The organism is Phenylobacterium sp. SCN 70-31, assembly GCF_001724605.1.
GTDB lineage: Bacteria > Pseudomonadota > Alphaproteobacteria > Caulobacterales > Caulobacteraceae > Phenylobacterium.
Window position 1 is genome coordinate 1 of record NZ_MEEX01000028.1, and the last position, 17350, is coordinate 17350.

General features: G+C 70.7%; 13 protein-coding genes. 7 read left to right on the forward strand and 6 right to left on the reverse strand.

The window, feature by feature from the left end:
- The coding region (locus tag ABS78_RS18090) for a helicase-related protein (protein WP_293382617.1) at positions 1-1751 on the forward strand (1751 nt) is incomplete at its 5' end.
- Positions 1748-2476, forward strand: coding sequence for a ligase-associated DNA damage response endonuclease PdeM (pdeM, locus tag ABS78_RS18095; protein ID WP_293382619.1), 729 nt, complete (start codon positions 1748-1750; stop codon positions 2474-2476). The genes ABS78_RS18090 and pdeM, both read left to right, overlap by 4 nt.
- Before the next feature lie 6 nt (positions 2477-2482).
- On the opposite strand, the gene ABS78_RS18100 is transcribed toward pdeM, so the two are convergent.
- From ABS78_RS18100 to ABS78_RS18120, 5 genes are all read right to left on the reverse strand, one after another.
- Positions 2483-3631, reverse strand: coding sequence for a hypothetical protein (locus ABS78_RS18100; protein WP_293382622.1), 1149 nt, complete (start codon positions 3629-3631; stop codon positions 2483-2485).
- 87 nt (positions 3632-3718) lie between these two features.
- Positions 3719-4186 (reverse strand): DUF3429 domain-containing protein, encoded by a 468-nt coding sequence (locus ABS78_RS18105; RefSeq protein ID WP_293382908.1) that lies wholly within the window; start codon positions 4184-4186, stop codon positions 3719-3721.
- A 6-nt stretch (positions 4187-4192) separates the two neighbouring features.
- On the reverse strand, positions 4193-4987 hold the full coding sequence (locus tag ABS78_RS18110; protein ID WP_293382625.1) for a TIGR02186 family protein: 795 nt from the start codon (positions 4985-4987) through the stop codon (positions 4193-4195).
- Positions 4984-5907 (reverse strand): sulfite exporter TauE/SafE family protein, encoded by a 924-nt coding sequence (locus ABS78_RS18115; RefSeq protein ID WP_293382628.1) that lies wholly within the window; start codon positions 5905-5907, stop codon positions 4984-4986. Before ABS78_RS18115 ends, ABS78_RS18110 begins: the two co-directional genes overlap by 4 nt.
- Positions 5908-5939: 32 nt before the next feature.
- Positions 5940-8381 (reverse strand): hypothetical protein, encoded by a 2442-nt coding sequence (locus tag ABS78_RS18120; protein WP_293382630.1) that lies wholly within the window; start codon positions 8379-8381, stop codon positions 5940-5942.
- Positions 8382-8514: 133 nt separating this feature from the next.
- Here ABS78_RS18120 and ABS78_RS18125 point away from each other — a divergent pair, with 133 nt between their 5' ends.
- Positions 8515-8712, forward strand: a complete 198-nt coding sequence (locus ABS78_RS18125; RefSeq protein ID WP_293382633.1) for a hypothetical protein — start codon at positions 8515-8517, stop codon at positions 8710-8712.
- A gap of 24 nt (positions 8713-8736) precedes the next feature.
- On the opposite strand, the gene ABS78_RS18130 is transcribed toward ABS78_RS18125, so the two are convergent.
- The gene (locus ABS78_RS18130) at positions 8737-10374 is read right to left on the reverse strand and encodes a phosphatidylglycerol lysyltransferase domain-containing protein (RefSeq protein WP_293382636.1); all 1638 of its coding nucleotides are present in this window, start codon (positions 10372-10374) and stop codon (positions 8737-8739) included.
- A 120-nt stretch (positions 10375-10494) separates the two neighbouring features.
- Here ABS78_RS18130 and ABS78_RS18135 point away from each other — a divergent pair, with 120 nt between their 5' ends.
- From ABS78_RS18135 to ABS78_RS18150, 4 genes are all read left to right on the forward strand, one after another.
- Positions 10495-11700 carry an acyl-CoA dehydrogenase family protein gene (locus ABS78_RS18135; RefSeq protein WP_293382639.1) on the forward strand — a complete coding sequence of 402 codons (1206 nt, stop codon included), beginning with the start codon at positions 10495-10497 and terminating at the stop codon, positions 11698-11700.
- 56 nt (positions 11701-11756) lie between these two features.
- Positions 11757-12968 (forward strand): acyl-CoA dehydrogenase family protein, encoded by a 1212-nt coding sequence (locus ABS78_RS18140; protein WP_293382642.1) that lies wholly within the window; start codon positions 11757-11759, stop codon positions 12966-12968.
- Between the two features lie 108 nt (positions 12969-13076).
- Positions 13077-16001 carry a TonB-dependent receptor plug domain-containing protein gene (locus ABS78_RS18145; protein ID WP_293382644.1) on the forward strand — a complete coding sequence of 975 codons (2925 nt, stop codon included), beginning with the start codon at positions 13077-13079 and terminating at the stop codon, positions 15999-16001.
- An 83-nt stretch (positions 16002-16084) separates the two neighbouring features.
- Positions 16085-17290: an acyl-CoA dehydrogenase family protein gene (locus tag ABS78_RS18150; protein ID WP_293382647.1), complete on the forward strand. Its 1206-nt coding sequence runs from the start codon at positions 16085-16087 to the stop codon at positions 17288-17290.
- Positions 17291-17350: the final 60 nt, after the last annotated feature.

Sequence of the window (17350 nt, forward strand, 5' to 3'; positions counted from 1 at the left end):
GACATACGGCGCAGCACGCCATGGCCGAGGTCTATGACGCCATCCGCCGGGCGCGCATCGCGCTGGTCTTCGTCAACACCCGTTTCCAGGCCGAGTTCGCGTTCCAGGAGCTGTGGCGGCTGAACGACGACAATCTGCCCATCGCGCTGCACCACGGCAGCCTGGCCGCCGAGCAGCGGCGCAAGGTGGAGGCCGCCATGGCCCGGGGCGAACTGCGCGCCGTGGTCTGCACCTCGACCCTCGACCTGGGCGTCGACTGGGGCGACGTGGACCTGGTGATCCAGCTCGCCAGCCCCAAGGGGGCATCGCGGATGGTCCAGCGGATCGGCCGCGCCAACCACCGGCTGGACGAGCCCAGCCGCGCCCTGTTCGTGCCGGCCAACCGCTTCGAGATGCTGGAGTGCCAGGCCGCGCGCGAGGCGATCGCCGAGAACCGGCTGGACGGCGACGCGCCCCGGATCGGCGCGCTGGACGTGCTGGCCCAGCACGTCATGGGCTGCGCGGTCTCGGAGCCCTTCGATCCGCTGGCGCTCTACGACGAGATCCGCTCGGCCGGACCCTATCGCCACCTGTCCTGGGAGGACTTCGAGCAGGTGGTCGACTTCGTTTCCACCGGGGGCTACGCGCTCAAGACCTACGACCGCTTCCGGCGCATCGTCCGCGGCCCCGACGGGCGCTGGAAGGTGCGCGACCTGGCCACCGCCCAGCGCCACCGGCTGAACGTGGGCGCCATCGTCTCGCCCGCCATGCTGGCGGTGCGGATCGCCATGCGCGGCGGGCCCAAAGGCGGCGGTCGGGGCGGGCGCAAGATCGGCGAGGTCGAGGAGGGGATGCTGGAGATGCTGGACCCCGGCGACACCTTCGTCTTCGCCGGCCAGATCTGGGAGCTGGCCGGGATCACCAACATGGACGTCCTGGTGCGGCCGGCGCACCACAAGGACCCCAAGATGCCCTCGTGGGGCGGCTCGAAGTTCGCGCTGTCCACCTATCTGGCCCGGCGCGTGCGCCAGCTCATGTTCGACCAGTCGCACTGGGCGGTGCTGCCCGAGGACGTGCGCGAATGGCTGGAGCTTCAGCGCGACCGCTCGATGATCGTGCGCGAGGACGAACTCCTGCTGGAGACCTTTCCCCGCGGCCGGCGCCATTTCATGACTCTCTATCCGTTCGAGGGCCGGCTGGCGCACACGACCCTGGCCATGCTGCTCACCCGGCGGCTCGAGCGGGCGGGGGCGGGCCCGCTGGGGTTCGTCTGCAACGACTATGCGCTGGCGATCTGGGCGCTGGAGCCGATGGACGGCCTCGATTTCGACGCGCTGTTCGCCCAGGACATGCTGGGCGACGACCTGGAGGCGTGGCTCGACGAGAGCTTCATGATGAAGCGCGCCTTCAAGGGCTGTGCGATCATCTCGGGCCTGATCGAGCGGCGCTTCCCGGGCGCCGAACAGAAGACGGGGCGGCAGATCACCTTCTCGACGGACCTGATCTACGACGTGCTGCGGCGTCACCAGCCCGACCACCTGCTGCTGCGCTGCGCGCGGGCGGACGCGGCCACCGGCATGATCGACGTCGCGCGCCTGGGCGACATGCTGGCGCGCATCCAGGGACGCATCCGGCACGCCGCGCTGGACCGGCTGTCGCCGTTCGCCGTGCCGCTGATGCTGGAGCTGGGCAAGGAGCGCTCGCCCGGATCGGCCGGGGAGGCGATCCTGGCCGAAGCCGAGGAAGATCTCATCGCCGAGGCCACCCGATGAACGATGTGACCCTGGCGGCGCCCTACGTCTTTTCCTCCCGTGCCTGCGGCGGGCTGCACGTGCGGCTGGGCGGAGTGGACGTGGTGATGCGCGCCTCGGGCGCGCTGTGGCTGGAGGCCGAGCGGATGCTGGTCGCGGCCGACCTGCATCTGGAAAAGGGCAGCGCCTATGCGGCGCGCGGCCAGATGCTGCCCCCCTACGACACGCGCGAGACGCTGGACCGGCTCTCGCGGGAGGTCGAGGCCCTGGCGCCGGCCAGCGTGGTCCTGTTGGGCGACACCTTCCACGATCGCCGCGCCGAGGGACGACTGGACAGCGGTGACGTGGCGCGCCTGGCGGGTCTGGCCTCGGGGCGGCGGCTGGTCTGGGTTGTGGGCAACCACGACGCCGACGGGCCGGCGTCGCTGCCGGGCGACGTCGTGGACGAACTGGCGACAGCGGGCCTCGTGCTGCGCCACGAACCCCTTCCCGGTCACCGCCCGGGCGAGGTGGCGGGCCATCTGCATCCGGCGGCCCGGGTGGTCGCGGCCCGGGGAAGCGTGCGGCGGCGCTGTTTCCTCACCGACGGGGCGCGCGCGATCCTGCCGGCCTTCGGCGCCTACGCCGGCGGGCTGAGCGTGCGGGATCCCGCCTTCGCCGGCCTGTTCGCGCGACCGCCCCTGGCCGGCGTGCTGGGGGCGGGCCGGGTCCGCGCGGTGGGCTGGCGCCGGATCGCGCCCGACTGAACCCGATCAGGCGGCCAGGTAGAGCGTCGGATTGGCCAGGTGGGCCTCGAAGTCCTTGAATATCGCCACCACCTCGTCCGAAGACGCGCGTAGCGGCGCGCCCGGCGGGAACCGGTAGCGCCAGTAGGTTGCGACGTGGGAGATCATCCCGATGCGCTCGCCCAGTTCCAGGAACAACCCGGGCGCCGAGAGCAGGAAATCGCGGAAGACGATGGCGTCGCCGCGGTCGATGAGACCGGAGTAGGCCTCGTCGTAGGTCTGCAGGCCGAGGCTGACGTCCCGGCAACGGCTCTGGATGCTCTTCTGGATGCGTCCGCGGGCCCCCTCCAGGAAGGCGGCCGCCTCGGGGGCTGGACGCTCGTTGGTCTGTAGCCGGCCGATCCCGCGCATCACCTCCTGGAGGTGGTCGAGCAGCGAGGCCAGGGACCATTTGTAGTAGAGGAACCCCTTCCAGCTGAAGATGCCCTCCCGATAGGACTTGGGCTCCAGCCGCAGGGTCAGACGCAGGGGGTCGAGCCGCTCGTCGACGTCGGCGGCCAGCATGATGTCCACCAGCTTGGCCGTGGACGCCCGCTGGCTGCCGCTTCCGCCGCCGCCGAAGGCCCGCTCGATCAGCCGTCCGATCTCGGCCTGCACGAACAACCGCATCTGCTCGCGGTCGCCGGGGGAAATCGCGAAGTAGCAGTCGGCGGGCCTGAACCCAAGGCGACCCAGGTGTTCCCGCAGCAGGAAGGGGTCGAACGACGGCAGGGTGTCGAGGCATTCGAGCAGCCGCCGGTCATGGACGCTTTCGTCCCGGGCGTCGGCGATCTGCTCCAGCAATTCCAGCCAGCCGGTCTGGCCGATCAGGAACGACGCGCCACCCGCCGCCAGGTTGCCCGGATCGAGCGGCACGACGACCTTGGTGGCGGTGCCGCGCCCGCCGTCGAGCATCTCGGGATCGTCCGGCCGCAGCCGATGCTTGAGCACAAGCGAGCGATTGAGCTGTGGCGCGCGGAAGAAGGGCCGGTCGTGGTATTCGGGGAGGTGGCCGGCGGTGTCGGCCACGAACGACAGATTCAGGACGCGCGTGGTCGAGCCGCTCTTCCCGAGCGCGGCCAGACTTCGGTAGGGCCTGATCGCAGCCTTCTTCTTCATCACGCCGGTCTTACGCAAGGCGGGACGCCTCGGCGGGGCCTTAGGCCGCCGGGCGTTACGGTTGTCTGAAGCCGGCGACGGAAAGCCGTGAGTTCGGCAGGCGCTTCAGACCCGCATCGCGGTCTCGAGCGCGAGGCCCAGGGAGATGCAGGCGGAGACGGTGACGGCCGTGGACAGCGCAGGATAGCGCGAAGGTGCGTCGGGGGCGTGGTGGTCGAACAGCCACTGGAGCAGGAAGGCGGCCAGGAAGCCCCCTATGATCCAGCTGTCGGGCGCCGCGCCGCGGGCCAGCAGGATCACCCAGGCCGCCACGGCGCAGAGCGCGGAGAAGGCCTGGCGCATCCAGCGGGGACGCGGTTCGCGGGTCTCGAGCCCCCAGCGGACGCCGCCCAGGAACGACAGCACCGCCGTGGAGCACACCAGAAGGGTGGTGAGCGCCGGCCGCGAAACGTCGGGCGGGCCGTAGGCGAACAGGAGCGCAGTGACGGGGAACGGCGCCAACGCCAGCAGGGCGATGGCCCAGAGTGTCGCCGGAATGGACTCCGCCCGCCGGGCGGGCCGCACGTCTTCCATGAGCAATCAGTCTCTCCGGAACACCGCCGAGGCCGCCCAACCGGCCGCCAGCGCGAACGCCATGGCTGCCAGACCGTACGACCATGGCCTGTCATGGGCCCACACGTAAAGAGCCCGTTCGAGGCCGACCTTCTCGACCGTGAGCGTCCGGGCCCGGCTGGAGACCGGCCGGCCGTCCTGGAACAGCAGGATGTCGGCGCGGTATTCGCCCGTGGGCGCGCCCGTCGGAAGGGCGATCTCGGCGCGGAACAGGCCGCGATCCACGAAGCGCACGCCTTGCTGGTCCTCGTGGTAGAGGCCGGCCTTCTCCTTCAGGCGGACGACGGCGCGGCGCCAGTCGTAGTAGTCGGGACCGAGCCGGCTCACCACCACGTCGCGCACGCCGTAGCGCGTCTCGACGCGCTGCTCGGCCGGGGCGTTGATGGTCAGATGATCCACGCCCGCGCCCAGGCGACGCAGGGTGCTGAAGGTGGCGATGTCCTGTAGCGGGCGGTTCGAGGCCGCCCGGTAGAACCCCGGCGCGCCGTCGAACACGACCGGCCGGCTGTTGAGCCACAGACCGGCGACCTTCTGCTTCCGGGTCAGGCGCACCGGCTGCTCCGGGCCGCGGACCATGACCACCACGTCGGTGGGCCGGTCGCCCGTATCGAAGACGGCGCCGTAGAGGACGATCCGGGCGCCGCGGAAGTCGGACTTCACCTGCACCGTGGTGGTGGTCAGCGCCGCGGAAATGGCCGGCGCGCCGACCGCGGCCGGCGGAGCCGCCACGGGCGGAGCCGAGGGCGGCGGCAGGTCGGTCATCCGTTCGCCCCCGCCATCAGGACGAAGGGCTCCTCGGGCGTCAGGAACAGGCCCAGGCCCATGCGCAGGCCCACCACGAGGACGATCAACGCCAGGATCGCCCGCAGTTCCTCGGCCCGGAAACGGTACGAGGCGCGGGCCCCATACTGCGCCCCCACGATCCCCCCCGCGATCAGGAGGATGGCGAGGACGATGTCGACGGTCTGGTTGCGGCCCGCCTGGAGCACCCCGGTCAGCGCGGTGGTGACGATGATCTGCAACAGGCTGGTGCCCACCACCATGCCGGCGGGCATGCGCAGGATGTAGACCATGGCCGGCACCAGGATGAACCCGCCGCCGACGCCCATGATGGCCGAGAGGATGCCGACGAAAGCCCCCAGCGCCAGGGGCGGGATCACGCTGATGTAGAGGCGCGAGCGCGGGAACCGCATCTTGAGGGGCAGGCCGTACAGCCACACCGGCCGGCGGTCGCGACGGGCCGGAGCCGTGTCGCCCCGGCGCCGGCGCAGGATGGCGCCGACGCTCTCCACCAGCATCAGGCCTCCGATCACGCTGAGGAACAGGAGATACGAGACCGAGACCATGAGGTCGGCCTGGCCCAGGAGCCGCAGCCAGCGGAAAAGCTCGACGCCCAGGATCGCCCCCACGACGCCGCCGGCCGCCAGCACGGCGCCCATCCGCAGATCCACCGCCCGCCGGCGGCTGTAGGCGATCACACTGGACATGGAGGAGGCGGCGACGTGGTTGGCCATCGTCGAGACCGCCACCGCGGGGGGAATGCCGAAGAACACCAGCATCGGCGTCATCAGGAAGCCGCCGCCGATGCCGAACATGCCGGAGATGAAGCCGACCAGGGCCCCCAGCGCGACGATCGTCGGCGCGTTCACCGAGACCTCGGCGATGGGCAGGTAGATATCCACGGCGCCGGCCTAGGCCGTGCGGACCGGCCGCGTCAACGCTGAGCCGGTGAAACAGGGGCGGGCTTCAGCGCCGCGAGCGCACGGCGGGCTTCTCCGTCGCCACGGGCCGCGGCCAGGCGGAACCAGTACCGGGCCTGGGACTCGTCCTTCGCGACGCCGCTGCCCGACTGGTAGAGCAGTCCGAGATTGTACTGGCTCTCGACAACGCCCGCCGCGGCGGCCTTGCGGAACCATTGCGCCGCGCCGACCAGATCCTGGGCGCCGCCTTCGCCGCGGAAGAGATAGACGCCGAGGTTGTGCATCGCCTTCACATCCCCGGCCTCCGCGGCCTGGCCGGTGAGCCGCCGGGCCTCGGCGGGATTGCGCGGCAGGCCAGCGGAGCCCTCGTCGTAGAGCTGGGCCAGGTAGAGCATGGCCTGAGCGTGGCCGGCCTCGGCGAGGGCGGTGAGCCGGCCCAGGGCGCCGGGTGTCCCGGCCTCCACGTCGCCACGGACCTGCTCGAAGGCGGCGACAGACGTCGCAGCCGGGCCCGTCAGCGTGGTCGGCCCCAGCGCCATCGCCGCGCGGGGCGGGGTCTGGGCCGGAGGTTGGGTCTGTGAAACGGGGGCCTGCTGGACGGGGACCTGCGGGGCTTCGGTCGGCTGGTGACCGCCGTGCGGCCGCATCAGCGTGAGTCCGGCGGCGCCGACGCTGAGGAAGGCTGCGCCGCCGGCCACCATGAGCGCCGTCTGTAAGGGCGAGTTGGGCGCACGCCGTGGCTTGACCGCGAAGCCTTGGAACAGGCGGCCCGACGCCTTGGCGCCCAGGCGCGCCCTCACCTCGGCGGCCCGGACGCGCGCGGCCGCCACATCGATGTCTCGAGCGTCCGGGCCCGCGCCGTGCTGGCTGGCGTCCTCGGCCGCGCGGGCGGCCGCGCGGGCGCGCTCGATGACCTCGCGGGTCGAAAGCTGCGGCCCGGGGGCCGACGCCGTCGGGGGCGCGGCGAAGTCGTGCGCCTGGACGTCCTCGGAGGTCGCTCCCGGCTCGAACAGATCGTCGTCGAGGTCTTCGGCGATCGGCGCGAAGTCTGAGGGGACGTCCAGTTCGGGCGCGCCCAGGTCGAGCCGGCGCCAGGGCGGATCGATGACGTCGTCCTCGGCGTCGGCGGCGGTGGTGACGTCTTCCGCGCGCGCGAGAAGCTCGGGGCCGAGCGCCGCCGTCGCGACATCGGCCAGGGCCGCCTCGGTCTCACGTGTGGGCTCGGGTTCCGGCTCGGGCGGCGGTCCGAGCGCTGCAATGGCGGCGGCCAGGGAATCGACGGCGGGCCTTGTCGCCCCATCGGGTGTCGCCTCAGGCAAGTCGATGTCGGACAAGGCGATGTCCGGAGCCGTCGCGCCGAAGCCCGTTCCCGGCGCGCGGACCGCCCTCGCCAACTCGGCCTCGAACCGCCCGAACGCCTCGGCCTGGGTCTGTTCCGCGCGGGCCAGCCGCAGCTCGACCGCCCCGGCGATCCGCGCGACCTCGGTTCCCACCTGGTCGATCGCCTCGGCGCCGCGGGCGTCCACATCGCCCAGCTTGCGGTTCACCGCTTCGGCCATGGCCAGGACCTGGCGGCCGATGGCTTCCACGGCCTGGACGGATCGCCGTTCGGCGTCCTGGACCCGCGCCGCCAGTTCGGCGACCCGGCCCTCGAAGCCGGCGCCTCCGGCCTGCGTCAGCCGGTCGGCGATCTCGGCCCGCACGGCGTCCACGCGCCGGCCCAGGGTCTCGGCCAGGGCGGCGAACCTCGGCTCGGGATCGGCCTCCTGCTCGACCGCTCCGAGGCGCCGGTCGAGCGTGGCGAGCGAGCGCTTGAGCTCGTCGAGGGCGGTGGCGGTGCGCGCCTCGGCGGTGGAGAGGCGGTCACCCAGCGTTTCCAGCACGGTCTCGACCACCGCCTCGGGCTGGGCGCGGGCGAGGCGGGTTTCGATCAGGCGCAGCGCCTCGGCCGAGCGTGGCCCGGCTTCGGCCTCCAGCCGTCGGATGCGATCGCCATTGTAGCCCTGTTCGGCCGACGCCTCGGCAAGGAGGCCCTCCAGTCGCGCCGCCGAGGCCTGCTGCTCGCGTTCGGCGGCCTCGATGCGGGCCAGGGCCTGGCGAACGGAATGCTCCACGCCGTTGATGGCGAGGCCCGTCCGGGTCTCGGACGCTTCGATGCGGTCCGTCAGGCGGTCCAGGGCGAAGGCGATCCGCGCGAACTCGGGCGCGCCGGGATCGGGGACGGCCCGCAGGCGCGGCGTCGAGAGACCTTGCGCGAGACTCTGGCCGAGCCCCTGGCGGAACGGCCGGTCGGTGACCTGCGCTTCGCTGGTGACTTCGTCGGGAACGTCGTCTTCGAGGATGACCCGGTTGAGCCACTCGCCCAGGGTCATGCCCGAACGCCGGGCGAGGTCCTTGGCGACCTCGCGGGCCTTCGGGTCGATCCCCTTGACGCTCCAGGGCGCCCCCGCGCTCATCCGAATCGCTCGCTCCGTGCCTTCGGAACGCTACCCACCGATCCTTGGGGTGTAAACGAAGCCTTAACGCTAGATGTAGTGTGCGGCGATAGTTCCTGTGGATGGCCGCCCGGGACTGGCGTAGGAGGACGCGATGGACGCCCGGACCTTCTTCGCACTCAGCGCCGGCTTCGCGGCGGCGGCCGCCTTCTCGGGTTGGCGGGGCGCCCTGCCGCCCAATCCGTTCAAGGGCCCTCGGCTGGTTCCGTGGCGGGCGCTCATGCTGGTCGGCGCCACGGCCGCGGTTCTATGCCTGACCTTGGCCGCCGAGGCGGCGGGCCTCATTCGCTAGGGCGCCGGGCCGCCGGGTCCGGCCTCAGTCCTTCTTCGGGCGCTTGGCCAAGCCGGCCACCCCGCCGGAAGACAGCAGCCCCACGTCGGCCATCAGGAGCGGGATGGCCCATTTCTGCGGCGCGGCCACGAAGCGCGGTTGCCAGGTCGGGTCGTACTTCGACTTGTAGTGGCGTACGCCCTGGAAGTTGTAGATCTCCTCGCCGCGGTCGTAGATCAGCCGGCCCACGCGGGAGAGGGCCGGCGCCAGCGGACGGTCGTCCAGACCCGACAATGGCGCCATGCCGAAGTCGAACGCGCCGTAACCCTGCGCGCGGCCCCAGTTGATCAGTTCGACGAACAGGAAATCCATGATCCGCGGCGGGCCTTCGGGCACATAGCGCATCAGGTCGATCGAGAAGGCGCTGCGCGACGTCACCGTCCAGAGCGTCGCGAAGGCGATGATCCGCCCTTCCCAGCGCACCAGCGCCACGGGGAATTCCTGGACGTAGCGCTCGTGGAAGCCGCCGAGCGCGAAGCCCTTTTCGCCGCCGGCATGGCCCTCCAGCCAGCTGTCGGATATCCGCTTCAGGTCGGGCATGAGCGCGGCGACTTCGGCGGGCGGGATGACTTCGAAGACGGCCCCGTCGTCGCCGGCCCGTCGCCAGGCGCGCCGCAGGTTGCCCCGCTTCGTCCCTTCGATGGTGAAGCTGTCCAGGGGCGAGACGGCCGCCTCGCCCATCTTCTGGATCGCGAAGCCCAGTTCCACAACGTCCGGCAGGTCATCCGGCTCCAGGTTGTAGAACCCCGGCCGGGCGGCGTGCGCGTCGGCCAGTTCGCGGAAGCGCCACAGGAGTTCGAGCCGTTCGTCGCGCCGGCCCACCGGCAGGCCCAGGGCGATCCAGCTCCGGCCCCGCACCCCGAACATCAGGAAGCTGTCGCCCGACGCCGAGAAGAGGAAGCGCTTGTCGCCCAGCAGCGCCAGGTTCGAGGTCGGGCGCGAGACCTCGGCCTGCGCCAGGATCGCCCGCACCCGATCGAAGTCGGGATCCTCCTCGCCGACGATGGGCGGCGTGGCGGCCGAGGCGAACAGGCGCCAGACGCCGATCGCCAGGAGCACCATCGCCGAGCCGGTCCAGGCGCGGATCGACCGGGCGGCGTCCTCGCCGACCATCATCTTCCACAGCGGGATGTCGGCGTAGTCGGCGTTCTCGAACGACCAGATGCCGATCATGCCGGCCCCGACCAGGAAGCAGGCCGCCGACAGGAGCCAGCCGGGCGTGATCTCCATGCGGTACAGGCGCGACTTCCGCGGGAAGGCGTGATGGAAGGGCGCCAGCGCGGCGGCCATAGCCAGCAGCAGCACGGTCTCCTCCCAGACGAACCCCTTCACCAGGCTGAGCGGCGCGGCGATGAGGAGGGTGATGAGGGTGGCCGCCCAGGCGCCGTCCAGCCGGGCCCGCAGGCCGAACGCCAGCATCACGAGCACCAGTCCCAGGACGCTGGAGAGGACGTGGCTGATCTCGATCAGCGGCGCCGGCACGACGTCGGTGAGGACGATGAAGCGGTTGGGCAGCGACGGCCGGGCGCCCGACGCCAGCAGCAGTGCGCCCAGGGCGAGCGTCAGCAGGGCCGCGGTCCAGGGCGCGGCGGCGGTCACGGCCGGATGGCGGAAGAAGCGCATCGAATCGCCTGTATAGGCGAGGTTTCGCCACTTGCGCTCAAACAGATGTTTGGTCGCCCTTGCCCCGGCGCCCGCGGACGCTAATCTTGCGGCCGATTTCGGTAAGTTTGGGAGATCGGTATGGCCGACTTCGGCGCCACGGACCTTGACGCTTTCGCTCGGGAGGTCCGGACCGAACTGGAGGCGATGTATCCGCCCGAATTGCGCGAGCCCCGGGTGAAGACAGATCCCGAGGCTGTCTGGGGCGGGCGGGCGTTCGTCGATTCGGACGATCCGCAGATCGTCTGGATGCGGCGCATGGCCGCCAAGGGATGGACCACGCCCACCTGGCCCAAGGAATACGGCGGCGGCGGGATGTCCGCGGACGAGGCGCGGGTGCTGGAGCGCGAACTGGCCCGGGGCGGCTACCGCCCTCCGGTGCTGGCCTTCGGCATCTGGATGCTGGGGCCCGTCCTGCTCGAGTACGCCGACGAGGCGCAGAAGCGGACACATCTGCCGCGGATCGTCAACGGCGAGATCCGCTGGTGCCAGGGATATTCGGAACCGGGAGCGGGTTCGGACCTGGCCGGTCTGCAGACCCGCTGCGAGGACAAGGGCGACCACTGGCTCATAAACGGCAGCAAAATCTGGACGAGCTATGCCGACAAGGCCGACTGGTGCTTCTGCCTGGTGCGGACGGACACCAGCCGGAAGCACGAGGGCATCAGCTTCGTCCTGATCGACATGGCCTCGCCGGGGGTCGAGACGCGGCCGATCGAGCTGATCAGTGGCGAGAGCCCTTTCTGCGAGACGTTCTTCACCGACGTGAAGGTCCCGAAGGAGAATCTCGTCGGGCGGGTGAACGGCGGCTGGGAGATCGCCAAGCGGCTCCTCCAGTACGAGCGCCAGAACATCTCGGCCGGCTTCGGTGAGGGCGGTTCGGCCGGCGGGGCGTCGGGTGATCTGGCCGAACTGGCGAAGCGGTACGGCGCCGCCGAGGACGTCGACCTGCGCCGACGGATCACCGAGAACAAGATGGCCTTTGCAGCCCTGAGGCAGACGATCGCCCGCTCGGCGGCCGAATCTCGGGCTGGAAACGGCCCGTCGGCCGCCACCTCGATCATCAAGTATGCGGCCGCCGAGTTCGCGAAGGAACGGTCGGAACTCATGGTCGAGGCCCTGGGGCATCAGGGCCTGGGCTGGGAGGGGCCGGGCTTCGAGACGCCCGAGATCCTTGCCGTGCGCGGCTGGCTCCGGACCAAGGCGAATTCGATCGAGGGCGGCACGTCCGAGGTGAACCTCAACGTCATCGCCAAGCGCGTGCTGGGTCTGCCCGACCCGAAGTGAAGACAACACCGTCCCGGATGGCCGACGTGCGATCCGTGGACAGAGGAGGATATAAGATGGCGGACTTCGGCGGCGAGGACCTGGAGGCTTTCCGGGCCGAGGTGCGGGACTGGCTCGAGGCCAACTTCCCCAAGGCGCTGGCCGCCGCGCCCGAGGCGCAACTCGCCAGGCTTCGCGCCGAGCCCGAGAGCGAGGATGCGCTCAGGTGGCGGAAGGCCCTGGGCGCGAAGGGGTGGGGCACGCCCACTTGGCCGGCGAAGTACGGCGGCGGCGGTCTGTCGCGCGAGCAGGCCCGCGTCCTGTCGCAGGAAATGACGAAGATCGGCGCCCGCAACCCGATCGGGGGTATGGGCGTCTCGATGTTCGGCCCGACCCTGCTGGAATACGGCAGCGAGGCGCTGAAGCAGGAGCACTTCCCCGGCATCGTGTCGGGCGAGGTCTGGTGGTGCCAGGGCTATTCCGAGCCCGGCGCCGGCTCCGACCTGGCGGGCCTCCAGACCCGGGCCGAGGACAAGGGAGATCACTTCCTCGTAAATGGTTCAAAAATCTGGACTTCGGGCGCTCAGTACGCGGATCGCTGCTATTGCCTGGTGCGCACCGACACCTCGAAGAAGCATGAGGGCATCAGCTTCCTGCTCATCGACATGAAGGCGCCCGGCGTCGAGGTGCGGCCTATCCTGCTCATCAACGGCACGTCGCCCTTCTGCGAGACGTTCTTCACCGACGTGAAGGTGCCGAAGGACCAGCTCTTCGGGCCGCTGAACGGCGGCTGGACGATCGCCAAGCGGCTGTTGCAGCACGAGCGCGACGGCATCGGCGCCAGCCTGGGCGCGGGCAACATCGGGGGCGCCGCCACGGTGCCGACGGTGATCGACGCGGCCAAGACCAACGTCGGCCTGGATGAGGGCGGCCGGCTGGCCGACCCGGATCTGCGCCGGCGCGTGACCGAGCACCTGATGGAGAACCGCGCGTTCCAGCTCACCGTGCGACGCCAGCAGGACGAGGCCAAGGCCGGCAACGGCCCCTCCAACCTGGCCGCGGCGATCAAGTACGCCGGCGCCAAGATCGCCCAGGACCGCAATGAACTGGTGGTCGAGAGCCTCGGCCATCAGGGCGTCGGCTGGAGCGGGCCCGGCTTCGGCGAAGGCGAACTGGCGGCCATGCGCAGCATGCTGCGCTCCAAGGCCAATTCGATCGAGGGCGGCAGCTCGGAGATCAACCTGAACGTCGTTTCGAAGCGTGTGCTCGGATTGCCCGATCCGAAGTAAAGTTTCGGGTGCGCGCCGAAACGACATGATTGCGTAACCGAGGGTCCTCAATTCCGCCGCCGCGACGGGCGAGCAAGCCTGCGGGACACGTAAAGGATCGAGGGTTGGGTGGTTCAGGACATTTCGGCGTCGCAGCGCGCGGCGTTCACTCTGGTCGCCGTGCTTCTGGCGGGCGGCGCGACGTCGGCCTACGCCCAGGCGCCTGAGTCCGGGCCATCCGCCCCGGCCCCTCAGGGTGCGTCGGCGGACTTCGCCGAGGATGACGAGTACGCGGTTTCGGAACTGGTGGTCGTGGCGTCGCGCAACACGCCGCAACCCGGCGCCGTGGTCGGGGACATCCAGCCCGAGATCCAGCTCAGCCCGGCCCAGATCCAGTCGTATGGCGTGAGTTCGGTCGCCGACCTCCTGAGCGAACTGGCCCCCCAGATCAGCAGCAGTCGCGGCCGCGGCGGGGGAGCGCCGGTCGTGCTCCTGAACGGCCGCCGCATCTCGGGCATGGGCGAGATTCGGGACATCCCGACCGAGGCGATCATGCGCGTCGACATCCTCCCCGAGGAGGCGGCGCTGGCGTACGGCTTCAGCGCCGACCAGCGGGTGGTCAACTTCGTCCTGCGCCGGCGTTTCCAGGCGACGGCGGCCGAGGTCCTGGGCGCCGGGCCTACAGCCGGCGGACAGGCCACGGGGCGGGTCGAGCTGAACCGCATCGAGATCCGGGGCGACAACCGCGTCAACATGGTGCTGAAGGCCCAGTCGTCGTCGGCTATCACGGCCGACGAGCGCGATGTCGGCGACGCCGTTTCGGCCCGGCCTTTCGATCTCCTCGGGAACATCACCGGCGCGACGCGGGGCGGCGAGATCGACCCGGCCCTCAGCGCGCTCGCCGGCGGCCCGGTGACGGTGGCGGGCCTGCCGGCGGCCGTCGCACAGGGACAGCCCCTGACGCTCCCGGGCCTGGCGGCGACCGCAGGCGTGGCGAACGCCGGCGATGTCGGCCGCTATCGCACGCTCGTTCCCGAAACCCAGACCGTCACCGGCAACGTGGTGGTGGCGCGTACGCTCCCCAACGACTTCCGCGGTACGCTGACGGCCAACTTCAGCGCCAGTCGCAGCGACTGGATGCGCGGTCTGCCGGGCGCCAGCCTGACGATCCCAGGGACCGATCCCGCCTCGCCGTTCGCCGGCGACGTCACCCTCAATCGCTACGTGGAGGCGTTCGGCCCCCTGCGGCAGACGAACGAGAGCTGGAGCGGCCAGATCGGCGGCTCGCTGAACCGCGACATCGCCCAGTGGCGCCTGTCGCTGACCGGCGCCTACGACCACTCGGATTCGTTCACCCGCAGCGACGTGGGCGTGGACGTGGGCGCGCTCCAGGCGGCGGCGGACGGCGGAACGCTCGCCTCGCCGTTCGCGGCCTGGCCTTCGGCGCTCATCGCCGAGCGCGGTGGCAACAAGGCCCGGTCGGTGAGCGACGGCGTGAACCTCCAGTTCGTCGCCAGCGGACCGGCGTTCGAGGTCCCCGCGGGCCCGGTCCGGACGTCGATCAAGCTTGGCGAGGCGGCGAGTTGGCTCTCGTCGGACACCCTGCGCCTGGGCGTCGAGCGCAGCGTGGACCTGTCACGCAACACCCTGAGCGCACAGGGCAGCGTGGACGTCCCGCTCGCCAGCCGGAAGAACGACGTCCTGCCGTTCCTGGGCGACCTGTCGCTCAACGCCAATGCGGCCATCGACGAACTGTCCGACTTCGGCGCCCTGACCACCGTGGGCTTCGGCGTGAACTGGCGGCCGGTGACCGGCGTCAGCCTGATCGTGTCGCACACGCGGGACGAAGGCGCTCCCAGCATGAGCCAGCTGGGCGGGCCGCAGGTCGTCACCGAGGCGAGCCGTGTCTTCGACTATGTCACGGGCCGGACGGTGGAGGTGCGCCGGCTGGACGGGGGCAACGCCGCGCTGGTCGGCGACGAGCGGAACGTGACCAAGGTGGGCCTGACCTGGAAGCCGATCACCGGCCAGGACCTGACGTTGAGCGCCAACTATGTCCGCAGCCGCATCGACAATCCGACCGCGAGCCTTCCCGCGGTCACCGCCGAGATCGAAGCGGCGTTTCCCGACCGGTTCACCCGAAACGCCGACGGCGATCTGATCCAGATCGACTATCGGCCCCTGAATTTCGCCCAGACCCGGACCGAGACGCTGCGCTGGGGCTTCAACTATTCGCGACCGTGGGGCCCGCAGCCGCAGCGGCGATTCCCGGGCGCCGGATCCGGCCAGGCGGGCGGACAGGGCGCGGGCCGGGCGGTCGCCGGATCCGGCGCTTCCGAAGCTCAGCGCGCATCCTCGGCGGAGCGCCCGGACGGCGGGCCGCCGGAAGGCGCATCCGCCGGCGCCTCGCCCGGTGCGGAGAGGCGTCCGTCGGCCGAAGGCGCGCAGGCCCAGGGCGGGTTCGGTGAGGGACCGCGCTTCGGGCCCGGTGGTCCCGGGGGGGGCGGTGGTCCCGGGGGCTCAGGAGGTCCGGGCCGGGGCTTCGGACCCGGGCCGGGCGGCATGGGCGGCCGGATCCAGTTCGCCGTCTATCACACCGTCAATCTCGAGAACGAGATCCTGGTCCGTGAGGGTGGGCCGGTCTTCGACCTGCTGCGCGGTTCGGCGGCCGGCAACGGCGGCGGGCAGCCCCGGCATCAGATCCAGGCCCAGGCCGGCATCTCGCGGAACGGGATGGGCGGGCGCCTGAGCGCCAACTGGCAGAGCGCGACGACGGTTGATGCGCCGCCCGCCTCTCCGACCGGGGATCTGCGCTTCGGCAGCCTGGCCACGGTCGACCTGCGTCTGTTCGCCAACCTCGGGGCGAACCGCGAACTGGTGACGAAGCATCCGTTCCTTCGCGGGTCGCGCGTCAGCCTTTCGGTGACCAACCTGTTCGACGCCGACCAGACGGTGCGGGACGCCGCCGGCCGCACGCCCACCGGCTACCTGGCCGACGAACTGAACCCCACGGGCCGCGTGGTCAGCCTGAGCTTCCGCAAGCTGTTCTTCTGATGGGGCGAACGGCCGTTTGAACAGACTCCCGCCTGCCGGACGCCGATGCTACGGTAGAAAAAAGAGTACGAAGGGAGGATGTCATGGCGGATTCCGGCGGCGCGCTCGACGCCTTCCGCGCCGAGGCGCGGGACTGGCTCGAAGCCAACTATCCCCGCTCGCTGCGCGACGATCCCAAGGCGGGCGAGCGGGCGCAGCAGGGCGGCTTCAAACCCACCGGGGATCATCTGTTGTGGAAGCAGCGGATGGCCGAGAAGGGTTGGGGTTGCCCCACCTGGCCGAAGGCGTACGGCGCCGGTGGGCTCTCGCCGGCCGAGGCGCGGGTCCTGCAGCAGGAAATGGACCGGATCGGCGCCTACAATCCGATGGTCGGCATGGGTCTGTCGATGTTCGGGCCGACCCTGCTGGAGTACGGCACCGAGGCGCAGAAGCAGCGCCACATCCCGCCGATCGTCCGCGGGGAGCTGCGCTGGTGTCAGGGCTACTCGGAGCCGGGGGCCGGCTCGGATCTCGCAAGTCTTCAGACGAAATGCGAGGATGTTGGCGATCACTGGAAAGTCAACGGTCAGAAAATCTGGACAAGTGGCGCTCAATGGGCCGACTGGTGTTTCTGTCTCGTGCGGACGGATACTTCCAGGAAGCATGAGGGTATAAGCTTCGTCCTCATAAATATGCATCAACCGGGCGTCGAGGTCCGGCCGATCCGGCTGATTGCGGGATCCTCGCCCTTCTGCGAGACCTTCTTCACCGACGCGCGGGTCGAGAAGGACGACATGGTCGGGCCGCTGAATGGCGGCTGGACCATCGGCAAGCGCCTGCTGCAGCACGAACGCTCGGGACAGGGCGGTTCGCGGATGGCCGGCGCCGGGGCCGTCACCCTCCAGGCGCTGGCGAAGACCTATGTGGGCGAGGACGCGCAGGGGCGGATCGCCGATCCCGACCTGCGCACCCGCATCGCCCGCCACCAGATCGACCAACGGGCCCACCTGCTGACCGTGGCCCGCGCGGCGGCCGAGGCGAAAGGCAATTCCAATCCCAGCGCCACCACCTCGGTGATGAAGAACTCGTCCACCTGGGTGGGCCAGGAGCGGGCCGAGCTGCTGGTCGAGATCATGGGCCACCAGGGCCTGGGCTGGGAGGGTGAGGGCTTCGAACGCGAGGAACTGGACGCCGTGCGCGGCTGGTTGTCGGGTAAGGCCTGGACGATCTTCGGCGGCAGCCAGGAAGTGCAGTCCAACATCGTCTCCAAGCGTATCCTCGGACTGCCCGACACTACGCAGACGGGCTGAGCAGGCGGGCTGAAACATCTGTCGCCTGCGGAGGCGTAGGTTGCGGCGCCTCCGGATGTG